The organism is Microbacterium sp. LjRoot205 (assembly GCF_056175745.1).
This window is the reverse complement of record NZ_JBGFFH010000001.1, coordinates 1,118,917-1,141,828: the sequence shown is the minus strand read 5'-3', so window position 1 is coordinate 1,141,828 and position 22,912 is coordinate 1,118,917. Positions and strand designations below refer to the sequence as shown.

The window sequence follows — 22,912 nt, the reverse complement described above, 5'->3', positions numbered from 1 at the left end:
ACCTTAACGCTTCGAGTACTGAGGCGCCTTACGGGCCTTCTTGAGTCCAGCCTTCTTGCGCTCCTTGACGCGAGCGTCGCGCGACAGGAAGCCGGCCTTCTTCAGCGTCGGACGGTTGTTCTCCTCGTCGATGCCGTTGAGCGAACGGGCGATGCCGAGACGCAGCGCGCCGGCCTGACCCGAGGGGCCACCACCGGAGATGCGCGCGATGACGTCGTAGCCGCCGGCGAGGTTGAGGATCGTGAACGGGTCGTTGATCAGCTGCTGGTGCAGCTTGTTCGGGAAGTAGTCCTCGAGCGTGCGGCCGTTGACCGTGATCGTTCCCGAGCCGGGGACGAGACGCACGCGGGCGATGGCCTGCTTGCGACGGCCGACAGCGGCACCCGGGACGCTGAGCACGGGGCGGGGAGCCGCCTCGACTGCGTCGGTCTCGGGAGTCGAGGTCGAGAAGTTCTGGGGGTTTTCGGTGGTGTCCTGGATGTCAGCCACGAGTATGTCCTTAAGTCTTTACGGCGCTTACTGGGCGACCTGGTCGAGGGTGTACGTCTGCGGCTGCTGCGCGGCGTGCGGGTGCTCGGCACCGACGTACACCTTGAGCTTCGACAGCTGCTGACGGCCCAGGCTGTTCTTGGGGAGCATGCCACGGATGGCCTTCTCGACAGCGCGGATCGGGTTCTTCTCGAGGAGCTCGGCGTAGGTGACCGACTTCAGTCCGCCCGGGTAACCCGAGTGGCGGTAGGCCAGCTTCTTCTGGAGCTTCTGACCGGTGAGCGCGACCTTGTCGGCGTTCACGATGATGACGAAGTCACCCGAGTCGATGTGGTTGGCGAAGGTGGGCTTGTGCTTGCCACGCAGGAGCGTAGCGGCGTGCGAGGCCAGGCGGCCGAGAACGACGTCAGTGGCGTCGATGACGACCCAGTCACGCTGGACCTCGCCGGCCTTCGGGGAGTAAGTGCGCGTCACGATAGTGCTGCTTTCTTGTTCGAACGGAGAAGTTCGTGAATCCCACTCCGGGGTGGTTCTTCCCTACAGGGATGAACACGCCAGTGGAGGGCTCACGTTCGTTAGTGCTCGGCAGTCGAGTACCAAAGTGACAGCTTACGTCATTCCGGGCGTTCTCCCAAACCGAGCCGGTCTGCGATCAGTCGAACCGGGTCGTCACCAGGATCGGACGATGGTCGCTCATCCCCTGCGGAAGCGTGGTGACCCGCTGGATCTCGAAGCCGACGGACGTCGCGAAGTCGTAGTGTCCGCGGAACACGCGGTACCGGGTGTAGGTGTGGTCGTCGCTCAGCGTCAGCGCGTACCCGTGCTCGCGGATCGTCTGACCGAGGTTCTCCTTGAACACCGGATAGTTGTAGTCCCCGACCATCAGCTGCGGCAGCTCTTCGCCGAGAGTCGCAAGCTCGGTGAGGGCCGCCCGGATCTGGTGCCGACGCAGGGAGTTCAGCGCTGTCAGCGGCGCCGCGTGGAACGACGCGGCGATGAACTCGCGCCCCGCGTCGATGTCTCTCAGGCGCGCACCCAGAACCCGCTCATGCGCGGGCTTCGCGATCCGGTCGTGCAGCGACTTCTTCAGCTCGATCGTCTTGACCTCCTGGAGATGGAACTCGCTGGCCCGATAGAACATCGCGAGTCCCAGGCGATTCCCCTGCGTCGCGTCGGCGATGGTGAGGTCGCCGATCGCCTCGGGCAGATCCGCGACATCGCACTCCTGGAGGCACAGGATGTCAGGATCGTGCGCCGAGACCAGCGCCGCCAGTTCTCCTGCGGCGCGGTGCTTCTGCAGGTTGTATGAGATGACCTTCATCGCACCTCACGCTAGTGGCTCAGTCTTGGATTCCGGTGGAAATCGCCGTTCGATCGGTGGAGTTCACCCGTTCGGCATCACTCGTCGTATCCCCATCGGAGTCCCAGGATCCCTGGGCCGAACCCGTGCCGAGCGAGATGGACCGAGCCCCCGTTCGTCGAGCGCATCACCGAGATGTACTCCCCCTCGGTCTCGATGTACTCCTCGCACCAGCTGGGGAGGGCGTCGGGATGGAAGCGCACCCAGATGAGGCTCTCGCGAGCCGATCTCGACGTCGCATGCCAGGCCGACTGCCGCGGCGGATATCCGGGCGGGAAGGTCTCGGTGAACTCGAACAGCGTCGTTCCGCCGGTGGTGATCGGCTCGTCGAGCGCGATGACCACGCCAGACACGAGCCGGCCCCGATGCAGGTATTCCCGATCGATCCTCCCACCGACGACGTCGGAGATCGCCGACATGACATCGGTCTCGATCGGCGCCACGTCGATGAGGGGCACCTCGGTGATCGTGCCTCTCGTCGCCTGCACGAGCGAGCGCATGATCGTCTTCTCGACCGCGCCGTCGGCACCGACGAACACCGTCATGTGGGTCGAGAGGTCGCGCAGGGCGTCCTGCGGAGCGGCACGCAGCTCTCGCAACGTCTCCTCGGTCTCGCGCTGCTCGCGCTCCTCGTCGAACGGCAGACGCGGAGATGCGATCGGCCCCAGACGAGTGGTCGGGATCAGCAGGCTCCCGAGGTGTCCTCGATGCAGACCGAGGCGATCCTCTATGCCGTCGACGACGCTCAGCGATTGCGGGCCTTCGGGCTGCCGATCACCGGAGCGCCAGTAGCTCAGGGTCGCCATGGATACCGGGTTGCCGTCGTCGATCAGCTGGCTCCGCAGCCGCGCGAGGGTGATTCCCCGGTCGGAGATCGCCGCACGGAGCGCAGCGGCGAATGCGCCGCCCTGATCCTCCAGCCGATCCGTCACAGTCCCCCGCCGCAGTGTGAAGATTGCCCTTCGTACGATCAGCATACGGTTCAGCAGTGTCACACCCCTCCGGCCTGCACGAGTCGTCACCGCCGCGCCCGGCCTGGGGGCCCGCCGTCCGCGGCGGTGCTGCCGCATCGTGGCCGCCTCCGGGAAGGGCGGCCACGAACGGGTCACCTGCGGCGTCGGCGCTCCCGCGTGTTCGCGGCGGGCTTGTCTTCGTCCACGCGTCCGACGTCGCCCGGGAACAGGGTGTCACGCGCGAGCTGTCGCTCTCTGCGGCTGCGTCGTGCATCCGCCCACCCGACCGCGAGCCCGAGCGCGATCAGCACCACGGCGGTGAGAAGCACGGCGCGCGTGTCCATGGCGGCCCACTCCGCCCAGAGCGCCCCCATGCCCACGACGACGGCACCCGCGCCGACGGCCGTCAGACCCAGCTGAAGGCGCACCATCGATCGGTTGCCGGAGAGCAGCGGCTCGACCAGGCTCACGTCGACACTGCGTGATGCTCCATCCGAGACCCAGCTCGCCAGAGCACGCTCGCGGGCGAACTGCAGGACCACTCCTCCGACCCAGGCGAGGATGCCGAGGGCTGCGCACACGGCGAGCGCCGCTCCGCTGCTCAGGCTCAGCACGTCGATGCCGTTCTCGATCGGCTCGTTCCAGTAGACCGGATCGCAGTTGCGACACTGCTGACGCATGAAGACCGAGATCATGAAAGCGCCCAGGGAGACGAGTGTGGCGGTGAGCAGCGCCCGGGCCACGCGACCGAGAGTCCGCCTGCTCGGAGTCGAGAGCCACTGCGGAACGACCGCTCGGATCGCCGCCTCGCGACGATCCGAGTCGGACGCCTCCGCTCGAGGGACGAGCTGCTTCCACCGCGACCAGTGGTCGCGCATCCGCGCATCGTCGCGTCCGACGAGTCGTCGCCCCAGCCTCCGCAGCATCGCTGCGGCGAGCGCCAGCACCGCGAAGACGAGCAGCACCGCCCAGACCACGCCGTCTTCGCGCAGGTCCTCTGTGAAGACGACGGCGAGCGCGAAGAGGGCTCCGAGCCCGACCAGGCACCAGAACAGCACGGTTCCCGTGGTCTGGAGGTATGCGGCGGGGGTCTTCGCGAGCTCCGTCCTCAGTGATCGCTGCGGCACGGCATCCGGGTTCTCCCGTGCGCTCGCCTCGACCGCACGGAGGGCGGCGAACCGCTCGGCGACCAGCACGAAGGGCACGACGATCGCGAGCACCGCGGCGATGAGCAGGATCACCCCCATGCTCGCGCGGAACAGCGGATCGAGGTCGATCTGCCAGTACAGGGAGGACAGTGCCTCCTCCCCCACGATGCCGACCACGACGATGCCGAGGAACGTGTAGAGCGTGCCGATGCTCAGGCCGACACAGGTGTCGAGCGCCGCCCGCCAGAACGCCCATCCTGGCGACGAGACCTCGACGAACACGGCCGTGGGCCGGGTCATGCGCTCGTGCCGTCGCGGCGAGCGCGCGTCTGCTCCGCCCTGGTCGACAGGAGCTCGTCAGCCGGGTATCCGACCTCGGTGAGCGTCAGCCCCCTGGCGGCCAGCACCTTGAACTCGCTCGTGCGGGTGAGCGCGTCGCGCAGCACGACCAGATCGTCGACGTCGAGACGCCCCTCACCCACGGCGACGCATGCGCCCACCAGCGCCCGCACCATGCTGTGGCAGAACGCGTCGGCCTTCACCTCGGCGACGAGCACGCCCTCGGAGTCCCGCGACCATCGGTAGTCGAGGAGGGTCCGGATGGTCGTGGCCTCCTCGCGGGGCTTGCAGTATGCCGCGAAGTCGTGGAGCCCGATGAGCGTCCGCGCCGCGGTATCCATCGCCTGATCGTCCAGAACACCCCGGTGCGCGGTCGTGTCGTGGCGTCGAAGGGGGTCATAGCCGGCGGTCGAGTCGGCGAGCCGATATCGGTAGCGACGCCAGACCGCCGAGAAGCGGGCGTCGAATCCGTCGGGAGCGACGGAGGAACGGGTGACGGTCGCATCGGGGTAGGCGCCGAGCACACCGCGCATGCGCCTCGCGATCGACGCCGCGGGGTCTTGCGGGGCGCGGCCCTGACGCGACTCGATGCGCGACCACTGCGCCTCGTCGAGGTCGACGTGCGCCACCTGCCCCACGGCGTGCACTCCGGCATCCGTCCGCCCTGCGACGACGAACTGCACGTCGGAGCCGACGATGCGAGCGAGCGCGGCTTCGAGAGTCCCCTGCACGGTGCGCAGGGTCGGCTGCTTCGCCCACCCGCGGAAGTGGGTGCCGTCGTAGGCGATGTCGAGCCGGATGCGCACGGATAAAGCCTAGGGCGTACCCGCGCGCGATCCGGCTCCGCTCAGATCCCGCCGTCGATCGAGCGGATGACCTCGCCCGGCTCGTCCGGCACCATGACCTGGGTGTCGCGGTTCAGGCTCTCGCCGCGGAAGAACCGCTTCGAACGCGGGAACAGGTACCAGGCGAACATGAGCACGAGACCGAAGGCGAGCGAGCCGATGCCGATCACGAACGTTCCACCGATGCCGAAGAGCACGGTGTAGCCGTAGTCCACATCCCACATGTCGATCGCCGACTGCACGAACGCCCCCGTCAGCATGAGGCCTCCCAGCAACGGGAAGAGGCCCTTGAAGAAGAAGTCACGCGCCGAGGTCGTGAGGTCCTTGCGGAAGTACCAGACGCAGGCGAAGCCGGTGATCGCGTAGTAGAACGCGATGGCGAGGCCGAGCGACAGGATCGAGTCCTGCAGGATGTTGTCGCTGATCAGGGTCATGCCGACGTAGTACACCGAGGCGACGACGCCCATGACGATCGTCGAGAACGACGGCGTCTTGTAGGTCGGGTGCACGTCCTTGAACTTCGCGGGCAGAGCGCGGTAGACGCCCATCGCGAGTGTTCCGCGTGCGGTGGGCAGGATCGTCGTCTGCGTCGAGGAGATCGCCGAGATGATCACGGCGACCACCAGCACCCAGCCGAAGGGTCCGAGAAGTCCGTCCTTGATCGCGAGGAAGAAGTCGTCGGCGTTGGCCTCGTTGCCGAGCCCGGTGCCGGTGTCGCCGAGGCCGGCGTACATCATGGCCGCGATCGTGACGCCCACGTAGGTGAACAGCAGGATGACGGTGGTCAGCAGCGCGGCACGACCCGGGATGCGCTTGGGGTCCTTCGTCTCCTCGTTGAGCGCGAGGCAGGTGTCCCAGCCCCAGTAGATGAAGAGGGCGAGCAGGATCGACTCGGTGAAGCCCGACCACGAGGTGAAGCCGAACGGATTGAGCCATTCCATGTCGAACGGGGTGGGATCGGGCGCCGTTCCTGCGAAGAACTGCCACAGGGCGGCCACCACGAAGATCGCCAGTGCGAGGTACTGGATGCCGAGCAGGACGTTCTGGATGCGCTCGCCGATCTCGACACCGCGCCAGCTCACCCACGTCATGGCGGCGATGAAGAGCACGGCCACCAGGATGATGCGCCAGTCGTTGTTCTCGAGGTCGAAGCCGATCAGCGACCAGAAGTAGACCGAGGCGATCTGGGCGAGGTTCGCGAGCACGACCATTCCGGCGACCGCGACTCCCCAGCCGCCCATCCAGCCGACCCAGGGCCCGAAGGCCTTGGTGCCCCACGTGAACGTGGTGCCGCAGTCGGGGACGGCGTTGTTCAGCTCGCGGTAGGCGAAGGCGATCAGCAGCATGGGCACGAAGGCGATGATGAAGGCGATCGGCGCCTGTGCTCCGACCGCGAGCACCACGAATCCGAGCGTGGCCACCAGCGAGTAGACCGGTGCGGTGGATGCGAGCCCGATGACGGTGGACCCCCACAGCCCGAGCGAACCGGATGCGAGCCCCTTGCCGTCGGGGCGTTCAAGATGGATCGGCGTCGTAGCTGACATGCTCAGAACATACGGCTACCACGTATATCGCGTCAATCCTTTTCTTTCACCGACGGATTTCGTGCTCATCTGCGCCGAGAGGCGACGGAATCCGTCGAACTAGCCCCGATCGATCATGTCATCGGCGTGCTCGGCGACCCACTCGACGAGCGGCAGCATCCGCCGCATGAGGTCACGGCCGAGCGGAGTCAGGCTGTACTCGACGTGCGGGGGCACCGTCGGGAAGGATTCTCGGCGCACGAGCCCGTCGTCCGCCAGGGTGCGCAGGGTGGAGGCGAGCATCTTCTCGCTGATGCCGCCGACCTCGCGGCGCAACTCGCCCCAGCGACGGGTCCCGTCGGAGAGCGACGAGAGCACCAGCACTCCCCACTTGCTCATCACGTGGTCGAGGATCACTCGTGTGCTGCATCCAGGCTCGAAGATCTGCGGGGTCGCTTCCCGGATCTGCGCATAACTAACAGTCATGTACGTACCTTACTTCAAAGTGGGTACCCATCAGTTGGAATGTTCGTCGCGGGTGGGGCGGTTGTCGCTCATGTCACCTACGAAAGGACACCCCATGACCATCCTCGTCACCGGCGCGACCGGCAACCTCGGACGCCTCGTCATCGCCAGCCTCCTCGAGCGCGGCGCCGACCCGCAGTCGATCGTCGCCGGCGCGCGCGACGTCGCGAAGGCCGAGGATCTCGGCGTGCGGGTCGCGCGACTGGACTACACCGACCCCTCCTCCGTCGCTGCAGCCGTCGAGGGCGTCGACAGCGTCCTGCTCATCTCGGGTTCGGAGGTCGGCCAGCGCGTCGCCCAGCACCAGTCCGTCATCGATGCCGCCAAGGCCGCCGGAGTGACGAAGTTCGTCTACACCAGCGCTCCGAAGGCGACGACGAGCGATCTCGTGCTCGCCCCCGAGCACAAGGCGACCGAAGAGCTCATCGCGGCCTCGGACCTCCCCTCGGTGATCCTGCGCAACAACTGGTACACCGAGAACTACGCCGCCGACGTCGCCCGTGCTGCCGAGACCGGCGTGCTCGCCTCCGGAGCCGGTGACGGACGAGTCGCCTCCGCGAGCCGCAAGGACTTCGCCGAAGCGGCAGCCGTCGTGCTGCTCGAGGACGGTCACATCGGCCAGGTCTACGAGCTCGGCGGCGACCTCGCGTGGAACTACACCGAACTCGCCGGTGCGATCGCCGAGGTCACGGGCCGCGAGGTGGAGTACCAGCCGCTCACCGCCGACGAGCAGCTCGCCGGCCTCCAGGCAGCCGGTCTCGACGTGGGCACCGCAGGATTCGTCGTCGCTCTCGACGCCGGCATCGCCGCAGGCGCGCTCGCAGACACGGACGGCACCCTCGCCCGGCTGATCGGCCGACCGACCACGCCCCTCGTCGACGGCATCCGCGCGATCGCCTGATCAGCCGTTCACCCTGATCACCCGTTCGCCCTGATCACCCGTTCACACAGCGAGAGGCGCCGATCCTCACCCAGGATCGGCGCCTCCGCGCGCTCACGCGCACTCAGTCCGACGATGCCTCCCGCGGATGGACGTACGCGATCGTGAGCGCGATCTCGACGGGCCCCAGCCCGTCGTCCGCGAGGACCTTGTCGATCGCCGCGCGGACATCTCGGAGCAGCTCGAGGGCATTCGCCGAGTACTCGACACCGAGCGATGCCTCGACCTCGACCCCGTCGTCATCCGTTCGGACGGCCACGAGAGCCTCATCGCTCCGGCTGATGCCGATCGCCACGGCCCCTTCTCCGACGATGTTCGACACCAGCGAGCCCGCTCGGTAGACGTTGCGCACGCCGGGCGTCGCCAGCACCGCCGCCTCGATCCGCTCGGCGAGTCCCGGTAGGGCTGTGGTGCTCATGAGGTCTCCTCCGCTGCACTGCTGATCCGTTGGATGTCTCGCACCGTGACGTCGATCGAGGTCACGGTGAGGTCCGTCTGCCGGTGCAGACGCTCCGCGATCTCGGCGCGAAGCCGCTCGACCGCGGTCGGGATGGACTCCCCGTAGATGGCGTTGACCTCGATCGCGATCCGGATCGGCTCGCCCACGACGGTGACGTCTCCGTCGAGAGTCGACCGACCGACCATGATGCCGGGCACGGCGTTCTCCGCCGAGCGGATGAGTCCCCGAACCGCGCCTTCCGTAATGCCGAAGTCCACGGAGGGGTCGGATTCGTCGAACGGGATGCGGCGTCCTGCACGGGCATCCAGCGCGATCCCCGAGAGGATCCGGTCGACCCAGCTGTCGTCGACCTCCGGCCTCGCCGCGGCATCCGCTTCGATCAGCTGTCCCCCCAGACCCTGCAGCCGCTCGAGCGCGTCCAGTGCGAGCTGGCACCCCGGCGAGCCCTCGATCGACGGGTCGACGGGAAGCCTGCCGGCCTCGAGATAGTCGCTCAGCTCTTCGAGGGTGTGCCCGTCGAGATCGCTCGGCTCGAGTCCGAGCTGACGCACGTCGGGAGCCTTCTGCTCTTCAGTCATCGCCAGGCCTCCATTCGCACGATCATGAACTTTCTGGCTCGAGCGAGAAGGCCACGTGCCGTCGACACCGAGATGTCGAGCTCCGACGCGATCTCGTCGTACGAGTAGCCGCCCATCTCCCTCAGCACCCAGCATTCACGCTGAGCAGCGGGCAGCTCCTGCAACGCCGCGCCGAGCGCCTCGATCCCCGCGCGCGCCTCCACCACGCGCGCGGGCGCGCTGTGCGACGGAGCCGCCTGCTCCATATCGTCGACGTCGAGCATCGGTCGCAGCGCGCGGATGCGGTCGACCGCCTTGCGGCTCACGATGCGCATCAGCCAGCTCTTGACCTTCGCCGGGTCCTCGAGCTCGGAGAACCGCTGCCATGCGGTGACGAACGTCTCCTGGACGATGTCATCGACATCGGCCGACGCGTTCAGCATCCGCTGCGTGTACGCACGCATCATCGGCGTGTACCGCCGCACCAGCACGGCGAAGGCGGCCACGTCGCCGTCCATCGCCCGACCGGCGACGATCCGGTCATCCGCCTGCTCGAGAGCAGAGCGAAATCGTTCCCCAGCCATACGTCGACTCCCTCTTCCATGCCCCGTGAGAAGTTCGGAGCAGACGCACCGTCGGATCGGATCGACGATCCGACGGAGCGGTCACGAGATGCTGATCCGGTCACTCGTACGCATCTCGAGGGGCTACAGGACACGTGTCTCCGTGCCGTCGTCTGTGGCGACCGTGTCGGCGGTCGTGTCGTCGTCGGAGGGGATGTGCACGTCGTTGATGGTGACGTTGACCTCGACAGCCTGCTTGCCGACGTACTCGCTCATCGCGACGGAGATCGCAGCTCGCACGTCGTCGGCGACCTTCTGCAGCGACACCGGGTACTCGGCGACGATGGTCACATCGACGGCGACCTGGGTCTCGCCGACCTCGACGCTGATGCCCTGGGTGAGGTCGGTGGAGTTGAGCGCGTCGCGGATGGCACCGACCGCGCGCGCTGCTCCGCCGCCGAGGGCGTAGACGCCGGGAACCTCACGAGCCGCGATGCCGGCGATCTTGGCGACGACGCCGTTCTCGATGATCGTCTGGCCGGTCGAGGCGACGGTCGAACCTGCCGGGGCGACCTGGACCTTGGGCTGCTGTGCGTTCGAGACGTTCGCCATCATGTGCTCCTTCATCAGTGTGTGGGATCCCCGGCGGGGAGGGCCGCAGTGCAGCGACACCACTAAGACGGATGCTACGAACGATTCGTCACAAATTGGACGTGAATCATGACGGAGGCCGCTCCCCGAGTGGGGAGCGGCCTCAGATCAGAGTCGATCTCAGCGCGCCGTGCGGGCGAATGCCACGGATGCCAGCGCCGCGGCCTGGTCGCCGAGCACCGCGTCGTCGAACACGACCCGCGGCGAGTGGTTCCACTCGATCGTGCTCGGATCCGCATCGGGCGGCGAGGTCATCAACGCGATGAACGTGCCGGGAACCTCGTTCAGCACGAACGCGAAGTCCTCCGACCCCATCATCGGCGTCGGCATCATCACGACCCGCTGCTCCCCGAACGCACCCCGCAGGACGTCGACCGTCTCGGACGTCTCCTCCGGGTCGTTCACCGTCACCGGATACATCGTGTCGAACCGGACCTCCGCCGTCAGCCCATGGGCGGCCGCCACTCCCTCGATCACTCGAGGGAGCCCCTCCTGCAGCGTCGCGAGCGATGCCGGCGACATGTTGCGGACCGTCGCCGCCAGCTCGACCTGCTCGGGAATGACGTTGACCGCCCCGTCTCCCGTCGAGAGTAGGGTCACCGACAGCACGACGGGGTCGAACGCATCGAACCGCCGTGTCACGAAACTCTGCAGCGCGAGCACGATCTCGGCCGCCGCGGGCACCGGGTCGAGCGTCTGGTGCGGCTGCGATCCGTGCCCTCCTCGCCCCCTCACCGTGACGAAGAGCTGATTGGATCCGGCAGCCACCGCTCCGCCTCTCGTCGCGAAGATGCCCCGGGGCCCCGGGGCCACGTGGATCGCGTAGGCGGCGACCGGCCGCTCTCCCGCAGCGTCGAGCAGCCCCTCCTCGATCATGATCTTCGCGCCGCCATGCCCCTCCTCCCCCGGCTGGAACATGAAGATCACCGAGCCGTGGAGCTCATCGCGCCGTGCGGCGAGCAGCTTCGCCGCACCGACCAGCCCTGCGGTGTGCAGGTCGTGACCGCACGCGTGCATGGTGCCGTTGACGGAGGCGAAGTCGAGGCCGGTCGTCTCCTCGATCGGCAGGGCGTCCATGTCGCCGCGCAGCAGCACCGCAGGCCCCGGCAGCCCGCCGCGCAGCACCGCGACCACCGAAGTCGTGCGGGTGCCGGTGGAGATCTCCAGCGGCAGCCCTGCGAGGGCATCGAGCACCTTCTGCTGCGTGCGAGGGAGGTCGAGTCCGAGCTCGGGGTCGGCGTGCAGGGCGCGCCGCAGCGCGACGAGGTCGGGCAGGATCGCGACGGCATCCGCCGCGAAGCCTGGGGTGGTCAAGGGTCAGCCTTTCGTGAGGGAGGTGTCGGTCTCGTGCGGCATCCGCATGAACGCCAGGGCGAGCGCGGCGACGATGAATGCCCCGGCGCAGACGCTCCAGATCGTGATGTAGCCGCCGATCGACGAGCTGAGGGATCCGGATGCCGTGAAGCCCGCGAGCAGCACGGCGAACACCGCACCGGCAGCAGAACCTCCGAGGGTGCGCAACGAGTTGTACACGCCGGTCGCGATGCCGGTCGAGTCGCTCGGAGCCAGTTCGGCGACGAGCGCGGGAAGTGCACCGAGGAGGAACCCCATGCCGATGCCGTTGATCGCCGAGATCACGAAGATCTGCCAGAGCTCATCGTGGAACGCGATCTGGATGAGAGATCCCGATGCGGCGAGAACCGCACCCGTCACCAGCACCGCACGGATGCCGATCCGGCGCGCGATCGGCGCGAAGGTCGCCGCCCCCACGGTCGCGAGGATCGTCACGACCGCCGTGACCGCCGACGCTGTTCCCGCGGACGCCGCGAAGCCGTAGCCGGCGGTATCGGGATCGGCCGTCAGGAACGTCGTCGAGGGAGCCTGCGCACCGAACATCACCATGCCGAACAGGAATGCCGTGAGGTAGACGGGCCCGAGGCGCGGCGAGACGATCAGCCGCACATCGATCGCGGGTGACGTGACGCGCAGCTCCCACAGCACCCAGAGCACGAAGATGACGACTGCCGCAGCGAGGGTGGCGATCGTCGCGGCCGAGGCGAACCCGTCAGTCGACGCCAAGCGCAGACCGAACAGCAGCACGACCATCGCGAGTCCGATGCCGATGAATCCGACGACGTCGATCTTCGCCCCGGTGCGCGAGGTGGATTCGGGCACCTTGAAGAAGACCGCGTAGACGCTGACTGCGACGAACAGCACGGGCACCAGCAGTGTCAGCGTGAGTGTGGGCAGGATCGCGGAGAAGATGCCGGCCGAGATCGTCCCGAGAATGGCGCCGCCCGTCAGGCACGACACGAGCAGGCCGATCGAGGTGCGAGCCGTCTCGCCCTTGATGCGGTTGTGCACGAGAGCGATCTCGAGCGGCAGCCACACCGCGAGTGGCCCCACGAGGATGCGAGCGGCGAGCACCAGCGGGTAGCTCGGCAGGAACGCGGTGACGAGAGTGCCGATCAGCACCGCGACCACGGCGATCCGGAGCATCCGGCGATGCCCGAAGATGTCTCCGAGCTTGGAGAGCAGCGGCACGCAGACTGCTGCGGCCAGGGTCTGGACCGTGAGGAACCAGGTGATGTCGGCGTCGGAGACCTGGAGATGGCCGGCGATCTCGCCGAGCAGAGGGGCGTAGAACCCCTGGACGAATCCGCTCGCGAGTTCGCAGAAGACGAGGAAGCCGACGACCGCGCGAGCGCTCACGTTCGGCAGGGATCGGGTGAGGGGTGGAGTGTCAGTGGTCAAGGGGAAGCCTGTTCATCAGCGTCTGCAAGGCGACGCGGCGGGGTGCTGACGAGAGCGTCGATGATGTCGACGTAGTGGCGCTCATCGATGTGGATGCGCTTGACGGACTGCCGGTACAGGGTGAGCCCGGCGATCGTGTCGAGGAGGATGTCGTGGTGGACGTCCTCCGGGAGCTCGCCGCGGGCGATGGCTCGATCGATGATCTCGACGCCCTGCCTACGGCGGTGCTGGAAGAAGGAATCCCACAGACTGGGAAAGACATCCGGCTCGAACATCGCGCGCAGGCCGTGGCTCTGTTCGGGAGACAGCTCCTGGTTGCGCTGGTTCTGCAGCACGTGTTCGAGCAGGTCGGCACGGATGTCTCCGCGATCGGGCATTGCTCCGATCTCGACCTGCGATCGGAGCACCGCGGCGACGAGCGCGCCCTTGTCGGCATAACGGCGATAGATCGCGGTCTTGCCGCAGCCGACCGCCTTCGACACCTGCTCCACGCTGAGTGCCTGATAGCCGTTTCGGCCGAGCATCTCGCCTGCCGTCGCGAGGATGCGTCGAGTGAGGTCCTCGTCGGTGGGACGGCCGGGCTTCTCGATCGGATCGGAGGTCACGGCCCAACGATACGATACGGAGTGTTTCGTAAGTATTACGGATATGAAACGATGTCACTCGCGCTCACAGTGCACTCTTAGGTTCGGAGTGCAATATTGCACTCTATGAGTGAGAGTGCAGATTCACTGCGAGAGCAGCGCAGGCGCGAGACGACGCGCGCGCTCACCGATGCGGCACGCCGACTGACGACGGAGCGCGGCTTCGCCGGTTTCACGGTCGAGGAGCTCTGCGCCGAGGTGGGCGTCTCGCGGCGCACGTTCTTCAACTACTTCGAGAGCAAGGAGAACGCCGTCTTCGGGTTCGCCGCGATCGACTCCCGACAGGAAGGGCTCGAAGCGGAGTTCGTCGCCCAGAGCGGCGACCTCCTCGATGATTTCCTCCGGCTGACGATCGCCCGATTCGAGCTCTTCAACCCGCTCGACGACGCGCCCGCCATGTTCGCGGTGATCGAGCAGGAGCCTCGGCTGCTCAAGGCCGCGTTCGAGCAGCTGGCGAAGAACGAGCGTCGCGACATGGAGCTCGTCGTGCGGCGAAGCGGCGAGGGCGCTGCCGATGCCGAGTTGCACGCCGAGGTCATGGTCCACACCGTCGGCGCGCTGGTGCGCCTGTGCATGGACCAACTGCTGCACCATCACTCGACCGATTCCTTCAGCGATCTCGTCAGGCGTCGCCTCGAGATCGCTCGCGCCGTGTTCGCACCGTCACAGAAAGCCGACTGAATGTCCGCCACAGCCACCAAGGACGCGCCGTTCCTGCTCACCAAGCGGCGCATCTGGATCATCTTCAGCGCCCTGATCGCCGGGATGCTGCTCTCGAGCCTCGACCAGACGATCGTCTCGACCGCCATGCCGACGATCGTCGGACAGCTCGGCGGCGTCGACCATCAGGTCTGGATCACCACCGCCTACCTGCTGGCGACCACGATCGTCATGCCGATCTACGGCAAGTTCGGTGACGTACTCGGCCGACGCAACCTGTTCCTCGTCGCGATCGCGCTGTTCACGCTCGCGTCGGTCGGCTGCGCCTTCGCCACCGACTTCTGGATGTTCGTCACCTTCCGCGCGCTGCAGGGCCTCGGCGGCGGCGGACTGATGATCCTGTCGCAGGCGATCATCGCCGACATCGTCCCCGCGAACGAACGCGGCAAGTACATGGGTCCGCTCGGCGCCGTGTTCGGTCTCTCTGCGGTGGCCGGTCCGCTGCTCGGAGGCTTCTTCGTCGACCACCTGACGTGGCAGTGGGCGTTCTACATCAACATCCCCGTCGGCATCGCGGCGTTCATCATCGCGCTCGTCGCGTTGAAGCTGCCGAGCAAGAAGGCTCAGAAGCCGATCGACATCTTCGGCGTGATCTTCCTGTCGATCGCGACCACCTGCCTGATCTTCTTCACCGACTTCGGCGGCGACAAGGAGTTCGGCTGGGATTCCCTCGCGACCTGGGCCTGGGGCGCGGGTCTCGTCGTGGCCGCGACAGCCTTCGTGATCACGGAGGCGAAGGTGCAGGACCCGATCATCCAGCTGAGCCTCTTCCGCAACCCGATCTTCGTCAACGCGACCGCGATCGGACTCGTGCTCGGCATCGGCATGTTCGCGGCGATCGGCTTCGTGCCCACGTTCCTGCAGATGTCGTCCGGCACGTCGGCCGCGGCATCCGGTCTGCTGATGATCCCGATGATGGTCGGACTGATCGGAACCTCGATCTTCTCGGGCATCGCGATCTCGAAGACCGGCAAGTACAAGGTCTACCCGATCGTCGGCACGATCCTCACCGGCATCGCGATGGTGTCGATGACCACACTCTCGGCCGAGACGCCGATCTGGCTGATCTGCGCGTTCCTGTTCGTGTTCGGCGCCGGGCTCGGCCTGATCATGCAGGTGGTCGTCCTGGTCGTGCAGAACGCGGTGCCCGCCGGCGAGATCGGCACCGCGACCAGCACGAACAACTACTTCCGCGAGGTGGGTGCCTCGCTCGGCACCGCGGTGTTCGGCACCATCTTCACCACCCGTCTGACCGAGAACCTGCTCGGTGTCTTCGCCGATGCCGGGGCATCGCCGGAGGACGCATCGCAGGCGGCGTCGACCATCGACCCGGCGACGCTCAACGCGCTTCCCGATGAGGTGCGAGACGGAATCGTCACGGCCTACGCGGATGCTCTCGCTCCGGTGTTCTGGTTCCTCGTCCCGTTCATCGTGCTCGCCCTCGTGCTGTCGCTGTTCCTAAAGCAGATCCCGCTGTCTGATCAGGCCGGGCTCGTCGCCCGAGGCGAGGCCATCAGCGGCGAGGAGGCCGAGCGCCTCGAAGCCGAGCAACGAGGAACGCCCGTCCGGACCGCCGCCGGTTCGGATGGCAAGGCGCATGTCGCGGCCGAGAGCGACGCCCCTCCGACCGCTCGCTGACGCCTCTCCACAGATCACGCACGGGCCCGCTCCTCACCTCGAGGAGCGGGCCCGTGTCGTCTGCGAAGTCAGGGAAGGTCGCCCACCTCGAGCTCGTCAGGGTGATCTGCGTTGTCGCCGTCAGCCTTCTGATCCTCACCCGGGGTCGCGGGGTCGATCTCGGGATCCGGGTCGTTCGTCACGAAGTCGGCGTCCACGCCGGTCGCGTCGATCTCGGCACCTTCGTCCGGGCCTGCCTGAGGGTCTGACATGATCGCTCCTATCGTCGGGGTATCGGACGATCAGTGTGACCGGGTCGGGCCCCGAGCCGGCATCCCCTTGACATCGTCGTGCCGTGCAGCAACCGTTCCGATGGCCGTCGTGCGACCATCGGATCATGAGCGATGCCCCTCTCGTCCTTCCGACTCTCTCCGGCAGACAGGTGCGGCTCCGCGCATGGCGCGACACGGACGTCGCCCTCGTGCAGGAGGCGTCGCGCGACACGCTCATCCCGCTCGTGACCACGGTCCCGCGGACCCCCGACGAGACCGCGGCCGTGGCGTTCATCCGTCGTCAGCATCAGAGGCTCGAGTCGGGCGCGGGTTATGCGTTCGCGATCGCGGACCTCGATGATCGCGCGGTCGGTCACATCGGTCTCTTTCCGGTCGGTCGCACGCGCGCGAGCCTCGGATACTGGGTCGCTGCGTCACAGCGCCGGCGCGGCTTTGCGGCCGACGCTCTCGCCACCCTGACGTCGTGGGCATCGACTCTCGAACGCCTCGACCGTCTCGAGCTCTATGTGGAGCCGGCCGACGAAGGATCCTGGCGCGTGGCGGAGAGCGCAGGCTATGAACGCGAGGGCCTTCTGAAGGCCTGGCAGAGGATCGACGGGCGGCCACGGGACATGTACATGTATGCGCAGCTCACCGAGCGCGCGCGGGTCGGAGCCGGTCGCTCCTGAGCCCGGATACGACAAAACCCCCGGAAAACCGGGGGTCTTGATCTGTAGCAGGAGCGGGGCTTGAACCCGCGACCTCACGATTATGAGTCGTGCGCTCTGACCAGCTGAGCTACCCTGCCACACCGCATCCGCATCGCAGATACGAACGCTGTGAGCCCCGAGTCAGGATTGAACTGACGACCCCTTCCTTACCATGGAAGTGCTCTGCCACTGAGCTATCGGGGCGTGCTGCCCCTCGCGGGGCAACCACACGAGAATACCATCACTGTGGCGTCCTCATGAAATCGAGGTGTCAATACGAGGTGCGACCCGCGTTCTCACGCAGCCACGGCAGCGGGTCGATGGTGCCGCCGTTGATGATGATCTCGAAATGCAGGTGCGCGCCGTACGAGCGGCCGGTGTTTCCGGTGTGCCCGACGATGTCGCCGACCTTCACGGTCTGCCCGGCCGTGACCTGCAGCGACCCGTACTGCATGTGCGAGTAGTGGCTCGTGACGATCTGTCCGTCGATCACGTGGTCGATGTAGACGGTCACGCCGTAGGCGCCACCCTGCTCGGTGGCAGTGCGCACGACGCCGTCGGCGATCGCCTGGATGGGCGCACCTTCGCCGGGGACGAAGTCGATGCCCTCGTGCAGGCGACCCCAGCGCATGCCGTATCCCGAGCTCATCCCCACGCCGACCTTGAAGGGCCACTGGATGGCAGCCTCTGCGTCGTTGGTGAAGACCTCGTTGGAGTAGTTGATGCCCTCTTCGGACGCCACCTGGATCAAGGAGACGGTCGAGAAGCTGTCGGAGCGCGCGAGCGACTCGTTCTGCACGTCGGAGGACGTGACGAAGGCCTGGATCTCATCGTCGGCGCTGTCCGCCGACTTGGAGCCCGATGCGGCGACGAGAGACGTGGCCGCGAGCGACGGCGAGCCCTGCACTGCGGCGACGGCCTCAGCCGGAAGGGTCATTCCGACCGCGAGGAGCCCGGCCAGGCTCATCACACCGACGGTCGCACCGACCGTGAGGAACTTGCGCGCCGATGGACGACGACGGGCGACGTGCTCGACAGGCGTCTCTTCGGCCGCAGGGGCGTCAGGCTCGACTGTCGGCTCGGACGCGCTCTCCGAGGCGACGCGACGGAATGCGCGGGCCGCGGTCTCGAACGCGTCATCGGTGCTCGGACGGCGGTCACCGGCGTCGTCGCGCTCGGCGCGCAGAGGCTCTGAATCAGCGTCTTCGACCATCGCGGGCATCGCCGCAGGCTCGACGACAGGTTCGACGAGCGGCTCGACGACGACCTCGGGAACCTCAGTCGGCTTCACCGCGACGACGTCTGCGGAATCGGATGCTGCTGACGCTGCGGCGACGGCGGTCGCCGCGATGAGCACCTCTGCGGTGTTCAGCCGTTGGCGGGCGGCGCGGCGCGACGTCGGAGTCTCGGATGCGACGGACGCGGATTCGGATACGGGTGCAGCTTCGGAGACGGCTTCCGTCACTCCTGCCGCAGAGGCCTCGAAGGCCGCAGTGCGGGGACGGCTGGACCGGCGCGTGGGCGCAGAGGCAGCCTGGGGATTCTCGAAGGGCAAGTCAGATTCTCTCGGGTTTAAAACGTCAAGCTCGGGGGCGCTTACGACCTTCACCGATTCGGGCCGATGAAAGTAACGATCGGATAAACCCTAGCCTGATCCACCTGTGAATGCCATGAATCGTTCACGTTTCATCGCGAAGAATATCGATCACGCGTCGGTGGACCTCGGTTCCACCCGCGATGAGCATGGGTCTCGTCGAGTCTCGGTCGATCAGCGAGACGCTGCCTCCGGCCTCGACGACGAGCAGCGCGCCCGCCGCGTGATCCCAGGGCTTCAGACCGCGCTCGAAGTAGCCGTCCAGGCGTCCGGCGGCCACGAACGCGAGGTCCAGCGCGGCGGAACCGGCGCGTCGGAGATCTCTGGCGATCGGCATGATCCTGCGGACTGTCGCGAGGTCGCCGTCGTGCGTCGCCGGGTCATAGCCGAAGCCGGTCGCCAACAGCGCACCGGCCGGCGTCTCGGTCGTGACCGAAAGCCTCGCCTCTTCCAGAAACGCGCCGTGGCCCGTCGCTGCGGTGAACATCTCTGCGGATGCCGGGGAGTAGACGGCCGCGGCGAGCGCCTCCCACTCCCCCGCGACAGCGCTGCCGCGCACCGCCGCGATGCTCACCGCGTAGGAGGGAATCCCGTAGGCGTAGTTCACCGTGCCGTCGATCGGATCGACGACCCAGGTGATTCCGCTCTCGCCCCGTTCGGCCTCGGATTCCTCACCGAGGAAGCCGTCGCCCGGCCGAGCCGCCCGCAGCCGTTCACGGATGAGCATCTCGACCTCGCGGTCGGCGTCGGTCACGATGTCTGCGAGCGTCGACTTCGTCGCGGCGAGGTGCACGCCCTCGGCGCGACGCAAGCGCGCCAGGTCGCCGGCCTCGCGTGCGATCCGAGAGGCGAGGTCGACGAGCTCGAGTTCGAGGCTCACTGCGGCGGGAACGGCGGAGCCGGCGGATAGGCAGCGGGCGCCCGCGGCACCGGAGGCGCGGGCTGCGTCTGCGAGTACGGCTCAGGGGCAGTCGGGAAGGGTGCGACCGGGAACGGCTGCGGGGCGGGAGGTGCGGGCAGCGCCTGCTGGGGGGCCTGCGGAGGCTGAGCCGACGGGTGACCGGTGTAGTAGGCGTTCCAGTCCGGCGAGCCGTCAGGCAGCACGGGCAGCGGGGTGCGACCGTCGGCATACGTCGGCCATGCGGGGGCGGCGGCGACGCCGTGATCGGCAGCCCGGGGGCCCGCAGGCTTGCGAGGAGCGAACAGAGCGTTCAGCAGGGGGATCAACGTGGTCCCCACCGCCGCGAGGATCGTGAGCGCCACGACGATGCGCCAGTAGAGCTCGCCGTAGTCGAACGTGTTCGGGAACGTGAGGAAGAAGATCAGCATGCCCACGAGACCACCGAGGAACACGATCGTCGCGATGTAGATGATCCGGGTGAACGTCGTCACGTGTCGCTGGGCGGCCGGAGTGAACAGCCGCACATGCAGCAGAGCGAGTTGGAGGATTCCCACGACCAGGAGCAGTTGGAAGAAGCGCTCGGCGCCGGTGAAGAACTGATCGTCCTCCGGCAGCCAGATCTTGACGGCTCCGACCAGCAGAGCGACGATCCAGCTGACCATGCTCGACAGAGCGAGCCAGTCGGGACGGTTCGGTGCGAGTCCTGCCTCGAGGATCGCGATGCCTGCGAAGGCGGCGAGCAGGAGGATCGTGAGGAAGGCCCGGCCGATCAATCCGTCCTGATCACCGACCAGCACCCACACGACGCAGACGAGTGCGGCGGCGATGAGCGCGCCGATGGCGATCCAGATCGCCCCTCTGATGAGGAGGGACATGTTCTTCTTCTCGATCGGCACAGGGGGCTGCGGGGATATCTCCGGCTGCGTCATCGCGTTCCTCTCGTTGGGCGGCGTTGCGTTCATCCTTGCATGCGCCGGCGCGAGGGCAGCAGTGGCGGCGCGATCCGTGGATACATCGGGGCGAACCGGCTCGTGTGCAGTGATCAGCTCTTGCGTGCGGAGGAGGCGGCGAAGGCGGCGATCCGGGCCTGGGCATCCGGCGTCGCCATGGCGGCCCCGATCGACCGCGCCTCCTCGCTCAGCTGCTCTGCGAACGTCCGCTCGGGCTGCGAGCGGACGAGTCGCTTCGCGTGTCCGTAGGCCTCCGCCGCCCCGGCAAGCCAGAAGCGTGCGACCTCCTCGGCACGGGCTCGGACGAGATCGGCTTCGTCCGCGGAGTCGGACCCCTCGACGGCCTCTGCGACGAGGCCCCACTCCACCGCCTCGGCGGCCGACAGCAGGCGGTCCTGCAGCACCAGCTGCAGCGCTCGACGCTGTCCGACGGCTCGAGCGAGCTGGGCCGAGACCGAGAGGTCGGGGGTCAGCCCGATGTTCGCATACAGACTGCCGAGGCGAGACCGCGATCCGACGACGGCGTAGTCACTGCTGAGAAGGATGCCGAGTCCACCGCCCGCCGTCGTGCCATGCGCCGCGGCGACCACGGGCACTGCGGACTCCGTCAGGGAGCGGATGCCGGTGTTGATGACTTCAGCGAGCGCGGTGATGTCGTCGGCCGACCCCATCGTCGTCGCCATGTCGATCACGTCGCCACCCGCGCAGAACGCGGGACCTGCCGCGTCGATCAGGATCGCCGTGACATCCGACCGTGACGTGGCCTCTGCCGTCGCATCCCGCCAGGCGTGCGCGAGATCTGCGTTGAACGCGTTGAGCCTCGCGGGGCGGTTCAGCGTGAGCCTGGCCAGCCCCTCATCGACGGCGAACAGGATGGCATCGTTCATGGCTTCTCCTTCGAGCACAGGACGTTGGCCACCAGGCTAACCGCGATCAGCGCTCGTCCCGCACCCGCTTGGTGAAAGCCTCCATACGCCGTCGAGTGCCGTCGAGGCGCATGTCCACCTGTCCGGGTGCCAGCACCTCGCTGGGGGCGAGGGGGTGTGCGAGCCTCACGTTCTCGTGGCACGAGAGATCAGCGCAGATGTAGGTTCCCACTGAATCTCCGCGCATCCCGGCCTCGCCGGCTCGCCGGGCCGAGAAGAGCGCGACCTGGTTTCCGGGCTGCATCGTGTGGCAGATGTTGCACATGCCCGAACGCCCGCGGCCGGGGTCGGAGACTCGGAGGACGACTCCGAAGATCTCCCCGTCGTGCTGGGTGAGGACGTAGCCGCGGCGCCCAGCGCTCGGATCGCGCCATGCGAAGAAGTCGAGGTAGTCCCAGTCGATCAGCACCAGATCGAGGGGCATCTCCATGACCCTCAGCTCGTCCGCATCCGCGTTGACGAAGGACGCACGGATGTCTGCCTCGGTGAGCGCTCGCATCCGACCAGTCTATGAACCCCTCAGCCGCCTGCGTCCGCACATCGCCATCACGAGACCCCTGCAGCGGCCGGGGTGAGTGCTCGGGCAGGCGCGCGCTGCGTGCGCCCCCCTTATGATCCTGACTCTCAGGCGGTCTTCAACTCCCCGCCTCCCGAGACACCGACGCAGCCGGTCGGACTACTCAGCGGCGCGCTGCATGGCCTCGTCAGCTTCCGAGACGATGTTGCGCATGGCGACAGCCGCCGCATCCGCGTCGCCGCTCGCCACTGCGAACGCGACATCGCGATGCCACTGCACCGCGTTCTGGTCGGCCACGTGAGGCATGAGGGAATGAGCGGTGCGCCCGCGGAGGACCGCCTCCACCGTGCCGCCGAGCGCGGCGAGCATCCCGTTGCCCGAGGCCTCGAGGAGGAGCCTGTGGAATCGGATGTCGGCTGTCAGATAGCGCTCGCGATCGGCCTCGTGGTCTTCTTGCCCCATCGCGACGACGAGCGACACGAGGTCGACCTTCTGCTCGGAGGTGGCCGTGCCTGCAGCGAGCCCGGCAGCGAGTGGCTCGATGACGGAGCGCAGTTGGCTGAGCTCGCGCAGCTGTTCGTCGCGGCCCGGTCCCGCGAGGCGCCACGCGATCACCTCAGGGGCATAGACGTTCCAATCGGCGCGAGGCCGCACCTCGACTCCCGACTTGCGACGCACCCAGACCAAGCCGAAGGACTCGAGGACTCGCACTGCTTCCCGCGCCGCGGAGCGTGAGACACCTCTTTCGCTGGCGAGCTCGACTGTGAGCATGCGCGAGCCCGGGGGGTGCTCGCCATCGACGATCGCGCGACCGAGCTCGGCGACGAGCGAGTCGTGGACGGGGCTTGCGGGGCCGGCGACGGTCATATGTCGAGTATGCCGGTCGCGACTGCGTGACGTGGGACGTCTCACACGATTGTTTCGTTTATGTTGCGCATGACGTGGTATGCGTGC

The 22,912-nt window shown here is 67.3% G+C and carries 26 protein-coding genes and 2 tRNA genes; 4 read left to right on the top strand and 24 right to left on the bottom strand.

The window, feature by feature from the left end; genetic code table 11:
- Positions 1-3 precede the first annotated feature (3 nt).
- The 8 genes from rpsI to AC04ME_RS05505 all read right to left on the bottom strand — a co-directional run bounded on the left by rpsI (position 4) and on the right by AC04ME_RS05505 (position 7,143).
- Positions 4-489, bottom strand: a complete 486-nt coding sequence (rpsI, locus tag AC04ME_RS05540; protein WP_042539158.1) for a 30S ribosomal protein S9 — start codon at positions 487-489, stop codon at positions 4-6.
- A 27-nt stretch (positions 490-516) separates the two neighbouring features.
- Positions 517-963 carry a 50S ribosomal protein L13 gene (gene rplM, locus AC04ME_RS05535; RefSeq protein WP_042539156.1) on the bottom strand — a complete coding sequence of 149 codons (447 nt, stop codon included), beginning with the start codon at positions 961-963 and terminating at the stop codon, positions 517-519.
- 178 nt (positions 964-1,141) lie between these two features.
- Positions 1,142-1,810 carry an endonuclease/exonuclease/phosphatase family protein gene (locus AC04ME_RS05530; protein ID WP_042539154.1) on the bottom strand — a complete coding sequence of 223 codons (669 nt, stop codon included), beginning with the start codon at positions 1,808-1,810 and terminating at the stop codon, positions 1,142-1,144.
- A gap of 77 nt (positions 1,811-1,887) precedes the next feature.
- Positions 1,888-2,781, bottom strand: a complete 894-nt coding sequence (locus AC04ME_RS05525; protein ID WP_475433929.1) for a hypothetical protein — start codon at positions 2,779-2,781, stop codon at positions 1,888-1,890.
- A gap of 173 nt (positions 2,782-2,954) precedes the next feature.
- Positions 2,955-4,250 (bottom strand): hypothetical protein, encoded by a 1,296-nt coding sequence (locus AC04ME_RS05520; protein WP_475433927.1) that lies wholly within the window; start codon positions 4,248-4,250, stop codon positions 2,955-2,957.
- Positions 4,247-5,095 (bottom strand): tRNA pseudouridine(38-40) synthase TruA, encoded by an 849-nt coding sequence (truA, locus tag AC04ME_RS05515; RefSeq protein WP_042539147.1) that lies wholly within the window; start codon positions 5,093-5,095, stop codon positions 4,247-4,249. The genes AC04ME_RS05520 and truA overlap by 4 nt, the downstream gene beginning before the upstream one ends.
- Before the next feature lie 41 nt (positions 5,096-5,136).
- The gene (locus tag AC04ME_RS05510) at positions 5,137-6,678 is read right to left on the bottom strand and encodes an APC family permease (RefSeq protein WP_042539145.1); all 1,542 of its coding nucleotides are present in this window, start codon (positions 6,676-6,678) and stop codon (positions 5,137-5,139) included.
- Positions 6,679-6,777: 99 nt separating this feature from the next.
- A complete protein-coding gene (locus AC04ME_RS05505; RefSeq protein WP_042539143.1) occupies positions 6,778-7,143 on the bottom strand; it encodes a winged helix-turn-helix transcriptional regulator in 366 nt (121 codons plus the stop codon).
- 94 nt (positions 7,144-7,237) lie between these two features.
- Between AC04ME_RS05505 and AC04ME_RS05500 the strand changes: the two genes are divergently transcribed.
- Complete coding sequence (locus tag AC04ME_RS05500) at positions 7,238-8,083, top strand: SDR family oxidoreductase (protein ID WP_475433924.1); 846 nt, start codon at positions 7,238-7,240, stop codon at positions 8,081-8,083.
- Positions 8,084-8,186: 103 nt separating this feature from the next.
- On the opposite strand, the gene AC04ME_RS05495 is transcribed toward AC04ME_RS05500, so the two are convergent.
- The 7 genes from AC04ME_RS05495 to AC04ME_RS05465 all read right to left on the bottom strand — a co-directional run bounded on the left by AC04ME_RS05495 (position 8,187) and on the right by AC04ME_RS05465 (position 13,712).
- Positions 8,187-8,540, bottom strand: a complete 354-nt coding sequence (locus tag AC04ME_RS05495) for a hypothetical protein (protein ID WP_056375788.1) — start codon at positions 8,538-8,540, stop codon at positions 8,187-8,189.
- Positions 8,537-9,160, bottom strand: coding sequence for an Asp23/Gls24 family envelope stress response protein (locus tag AC04ME_RS05490; protein ID WP_042539137.1), 624 nt, complete (start codon positions 9,158-9,160; stop codon positions 8,537-8,539). Before AC04ME_RS05490 ends, AC04ME_RS05495 begins: the two co-directional genes overlap by 4 nt.
- Positions 9,157-9,723 (bottom strand): RNA polymerase sigma factor, encoded by a 567-nt coding sequence (locus AC04ME_RS05485; RefSeq protein WP_042539135.1) that lies wholly within the window; start codon positions 9,721-9,723, stop codon positions 9,157-9,159. The genes AC04ME_RS05490 and AC04ME_RS05485 overlap by 4 nt, the downstream gene beginning before the upstream one ends.
- A gap of 123 nt (positions 9,724-9,846) precedes the next feature.
- Positions 9,847-10,314 carry an Asp23/Gls24 family envelope stress response protein gene (locus AC04ME_RS05480; protein ID WP_079113914.1) on the bottom strand — a complete coding sequence of 156 codons (468 nt, stop codon included), beginning with the start codon at positions 10,312-10,314 and terminating at the stop codon, positions 9,847-9,849.
- Between the two features lie 159 nt (positions 10,315-10,473).
- Entirely contained in the window at positions 10,474-11,667 is a 1,194-nt protein-coding gene (locus tag AC04ME_RS05475) for a M20 metallopeptidase family protein (protein WP_475433921.1), read from the bottom strand.
- Positions 11,668-11,670: 3 nt separating this feature from the next.
- The gene (locus AC04ME_RS05470; protein WP_042539129.1) at positions 11,671-13,107 is read right to left on the bottom strand and encodes an MFS transporter; all 1,437 of its coding nucleotides are present in this window, start codon (positions 13,105-13,107) and stop codon (positions 11,671-11,673) included.
- Entirely contained in the window at positions 13,104-13,712 is a 609-nt protein-coding gene (locus AC04ME_RS05465; protein WP_475433918.1) for a TetR/AcrR family transcriptional regulator, read from the bottom strand. Before AC04ME_RS05465 ends, AC04ME_RS05470 begins: the two co-directional genes overlap by 4 nt.
- Positions 13,713-13,817: 105 nt before the next feature.
- Between AC04ME_RS05465 and AC04ME_RS05460 the strand changes: the two genes are divergently transcribed.
- Both AC04ME_RS05460 and AC04ME_RS05455 read left to right on the top strand, forming a co-directional pair.
- Positions 13,818-14,432, top strand: coding sequence for a TetR/AcrR family transcriptional regulator (locus tag AC04ME_RS05460; protein WP_455904359.1), 615 nt, complete (start codon positions 13,818-13,820; stop codon positions 14,430-14,432).
- Positions 14,433-16,109 (top strand): MDR family MFS transporter, encoded by a 1,677-nt coding sequence (locus tag AC04ME_RS05455; protein ID WP_475433915.1) that lies wholly within the window; start codon positions 14,433-14,435, stop codon positions 16,107-16,109. It abuts the gene before it with no gap.
- Positions 16,110-16,177: 68 nt separating this feature from the next.
- Here the strand turns inward: AC04ME_RS05455 and AC04ME_RS05450 are convergent, their stop codons facing one another.
- The gene (locus AC04ME_RS05450) at positions 16,178-16,360 is read right to left on the bottom strand and encodes a hypothetical protein (protein WP_056375780.1); all 183 of its coding nucleotides are present in this window, start codon (positions 16,358-16,360) and stop codon (positions 16,178-16,180) included.
- Between the two features lie 125 nt (positions 16,361-16,485).
- Here AC04ME_RS05450 and AC04ME_RS05445 point away from each other — a divergent pair, with 125 nt between their 5' ends.
- Complete coding sequence (locus tag AC04ME_RS05445; RefSeq protein WP_475433913.1) at positions 16,486-17,049, top strand: GNAT family N-acetyltransferase; 564 nt, start codon at positions 16,486-16,488, stop codon at positions 17,047-17,049.
- A gap of 45 nt (positions 17,050-17,094) precedes the next feature.
- Here AC04ME_RS05445 and AC04ME_RS05440 read toward each other — a convergent pair.
- From AC04ME_RS05440 to AC04ME_RS05405, 8 genes are all read right to left on the bottom strand, one after another.
- Positions 17,095-17,168, bottom strand: a tRNA-Met gene (locus AC04ME_RS05440).
- 34 nt (positions 17,169-17,202) lie between these two features.
- Positions 17,203-17,274: transfer RNA gene (locus tag AC04ME_RS05435), tRNA-Thr, on the bottom strand.
- 67 nt (positions 17,275-17,341) lie between these two features.
- The gene (locus AC04ME_RS05430; RefSeq protein ID WP_475433910.1) at positions 17,342-18,625 is read right to left on the bottom strand and encodes a M23 family metallopeptidase; all 1,284 of its coding nucleotides are present in this window, start codon (positions 18,623-18,625) and stop codon (positions 17,342-17,344) included.
- A 124-nt stretch (positions 18,626-18,749) separates the two neighbouring features.
- The gene (locus tag AC04ME_RS05425) at positions 18,750-19,544 is read right to left on the bottom strand and encodes an inositol monophosphatase family protein (protein ID WP_079112360.1); all 795 of its coding nucleotides are present in this window, start codon (positions 19,542-19,544) and stop codon (positions 18,750-18,752) included.
- The gene (locus AC04ME_RS05420; RefSeq protein ID WP_475433908.1) at positions 19,541-20,440 is read right to left on the bottom strand and encodes a hypothetical protein; all 900 of its coding nucleotides are present in this window, start codon (positions 20,438-20,440) and stop codon (positions 19,541-19,543) included. Before AC04ME_RS05420 ends, AC04ME_RS05425 begins: the two co-directional genes overlap by 4 nt.
- Positions 20,441-20,607: 167 nt before the next feature.
- On the bottom strand, positions 20,608-21,402 hold the full coding sequence (locus tag AC04ME_RS05415; protein WP_475433906.1) for an enoyl-CoA hydratase/isomerase family protein: 795 nt from the start codon (positions 21,400-21,402) through the stop codon (positions 20,608-20,610).
- A gap of 46 nt (positions 21,403-21,448) precedes the next feature.
- Positions 21,449-21,940, bottom strand: coding sequence for an FBP domain-containing protein (locus AC04ME_RS05410; RefSeq protein WP_079112358.1), 492 nt, complete (start codon positions 21,938-21,940; stop codon positions 21,449-21,451).
- A gap of 177 nt (positions 21,941-22,117) precedes the next feature.
- The gene (locus AC04ME_RS05405; RefSeq protein ID WP_042539105.1) at positions 22,118-22,825 is read right to left on the bottom strand and encodes a FadR/GntR family transcriptional regulator; all 708 of its coding nucleotides are present in this window, start codon (positions 22,823-22,825) and stop codon (positions 22,118-22,120) included.
- Positions 22,826-22,912 lie beyond the last annotated feature (87 nt).

Coding starts and splice junctions, on each gene's coding strand:
- AC04ME_RS05495 (WP_056375788.1), bottom strand. CDS start 8,540: ATGAGCACCACAGCCCTACCGGGACTCGCCGAGCGGATCGAGGCGGCG.
- AC04ME_RS05510 (WP_042539145.1), bottom strand. CDS start 6,678: ATGTCAGCTACGACGCCGATCCATCTTGAACGCCCCGACGGCAAGGGG.
- AC04ME_RS05485 (WP_042539135.1), bottom strand. CDS start 9,723: ATGGCTGGGGAACGATTTCGCTCTGCTCTCGAGCAGGCGGATGACCGG.
- AC04ME_RS05480 (WP_079113914.1), bottom strand. CDS start 10,314: ATGGCGAACGTCTCGAACGCACAGCAGCCCAAGGTCCAGGTCGCCCCG.
- AC04ME_RS05530 (WP_042539154.1), bottom strand. CDS start 1,810: ATGAAGGTCATCTCATACAACCTGCAGAAGCACCGCGCCGCAGGAGAA.
- AC04ME_RS05460 (WP_455904359.1), top strand. CDS start 13,818: ATGAGTGAGAGTGCAGATTCACTGCGAGAGCAGCGCAGGCGCGAGACG.
- AC04ME_RS05455 (WP_475433915.1), top strand. CDS start 14,433: ATGTCCGCCACAGCCACCAAGGACGCGCCGTTCCTGCTCACCAAGCGG.
- AC04ME_RS05445 (WP_475433913.1), top strand. CDS start 16,486: ATGAGCGATGCCCCTCTCGTCCTTCCGACTCTCTCCGGCAGACAGGTG.
- AC04ME_RS05410 (WP_079112358.1), bottom strand. CDS start 21,940: ATGCGAGCGCTCACCGAGGCAGACATCCGTGCGTCCTTCGTCAACGCG.
- AC04ME_RS05490 (WP_042539137.1), bottom strand. CDS start 9,160: ATGACTGAAGAGCAGAAGGCTCCCGACGTGCGTCAGCTCGGACTCGAG.
- AC04ME_RS05500 (WP_475433924.1), top strand. CDS start 7,238: ATGACCATCCTCGTCACCGGCGCGACCGGCAACCTCGGACGCCTCGTC.
- AC04ME_RS05420 (WP_475433908.1), bottom strand. CDS start 20,440: ATGTCCCTCCTCATCAGAGGGGCGATCTGGATCGCCATCGGCGCGCTC.
- AC04ME_RS05505 (WP_042539143.1), bottom strand. CDS start 7,143: ATGACTGTTAGTTATGCGCAGATCCGGGAAGCGACCCCGCAGATCTTC.
- AC04ME_RS05405 (WP_042539105.1), bottom strand. CDS start 22,825: ATGACCGTCGCCGGCCCCGCAAGCCCCGTCCACGACTCGCTCGTCGCC.
- AC04ME_RS05415 (WP_475433906.1), bottom strand. CDS start 21,402: ATGAACGATGCCATCCTGTTCGCCGTCGATGAGGGGCTGGCCAGGCTC.
- AC04ME_RS05450 (WP_056375780.1), bottom strand. CDS start 16,360: ATGTCAGACCCTCAGGCAGGCCCGGACGAAGGTGCCGAGATCGACGCG.
- AC04ME_RS05520 (WP_475433927.1), bottom strand. CDS start 4,250: ATGACCCGGCCCACGGCCGTGTTCGTCGAGGTCTCGTCGCCAGGATGG.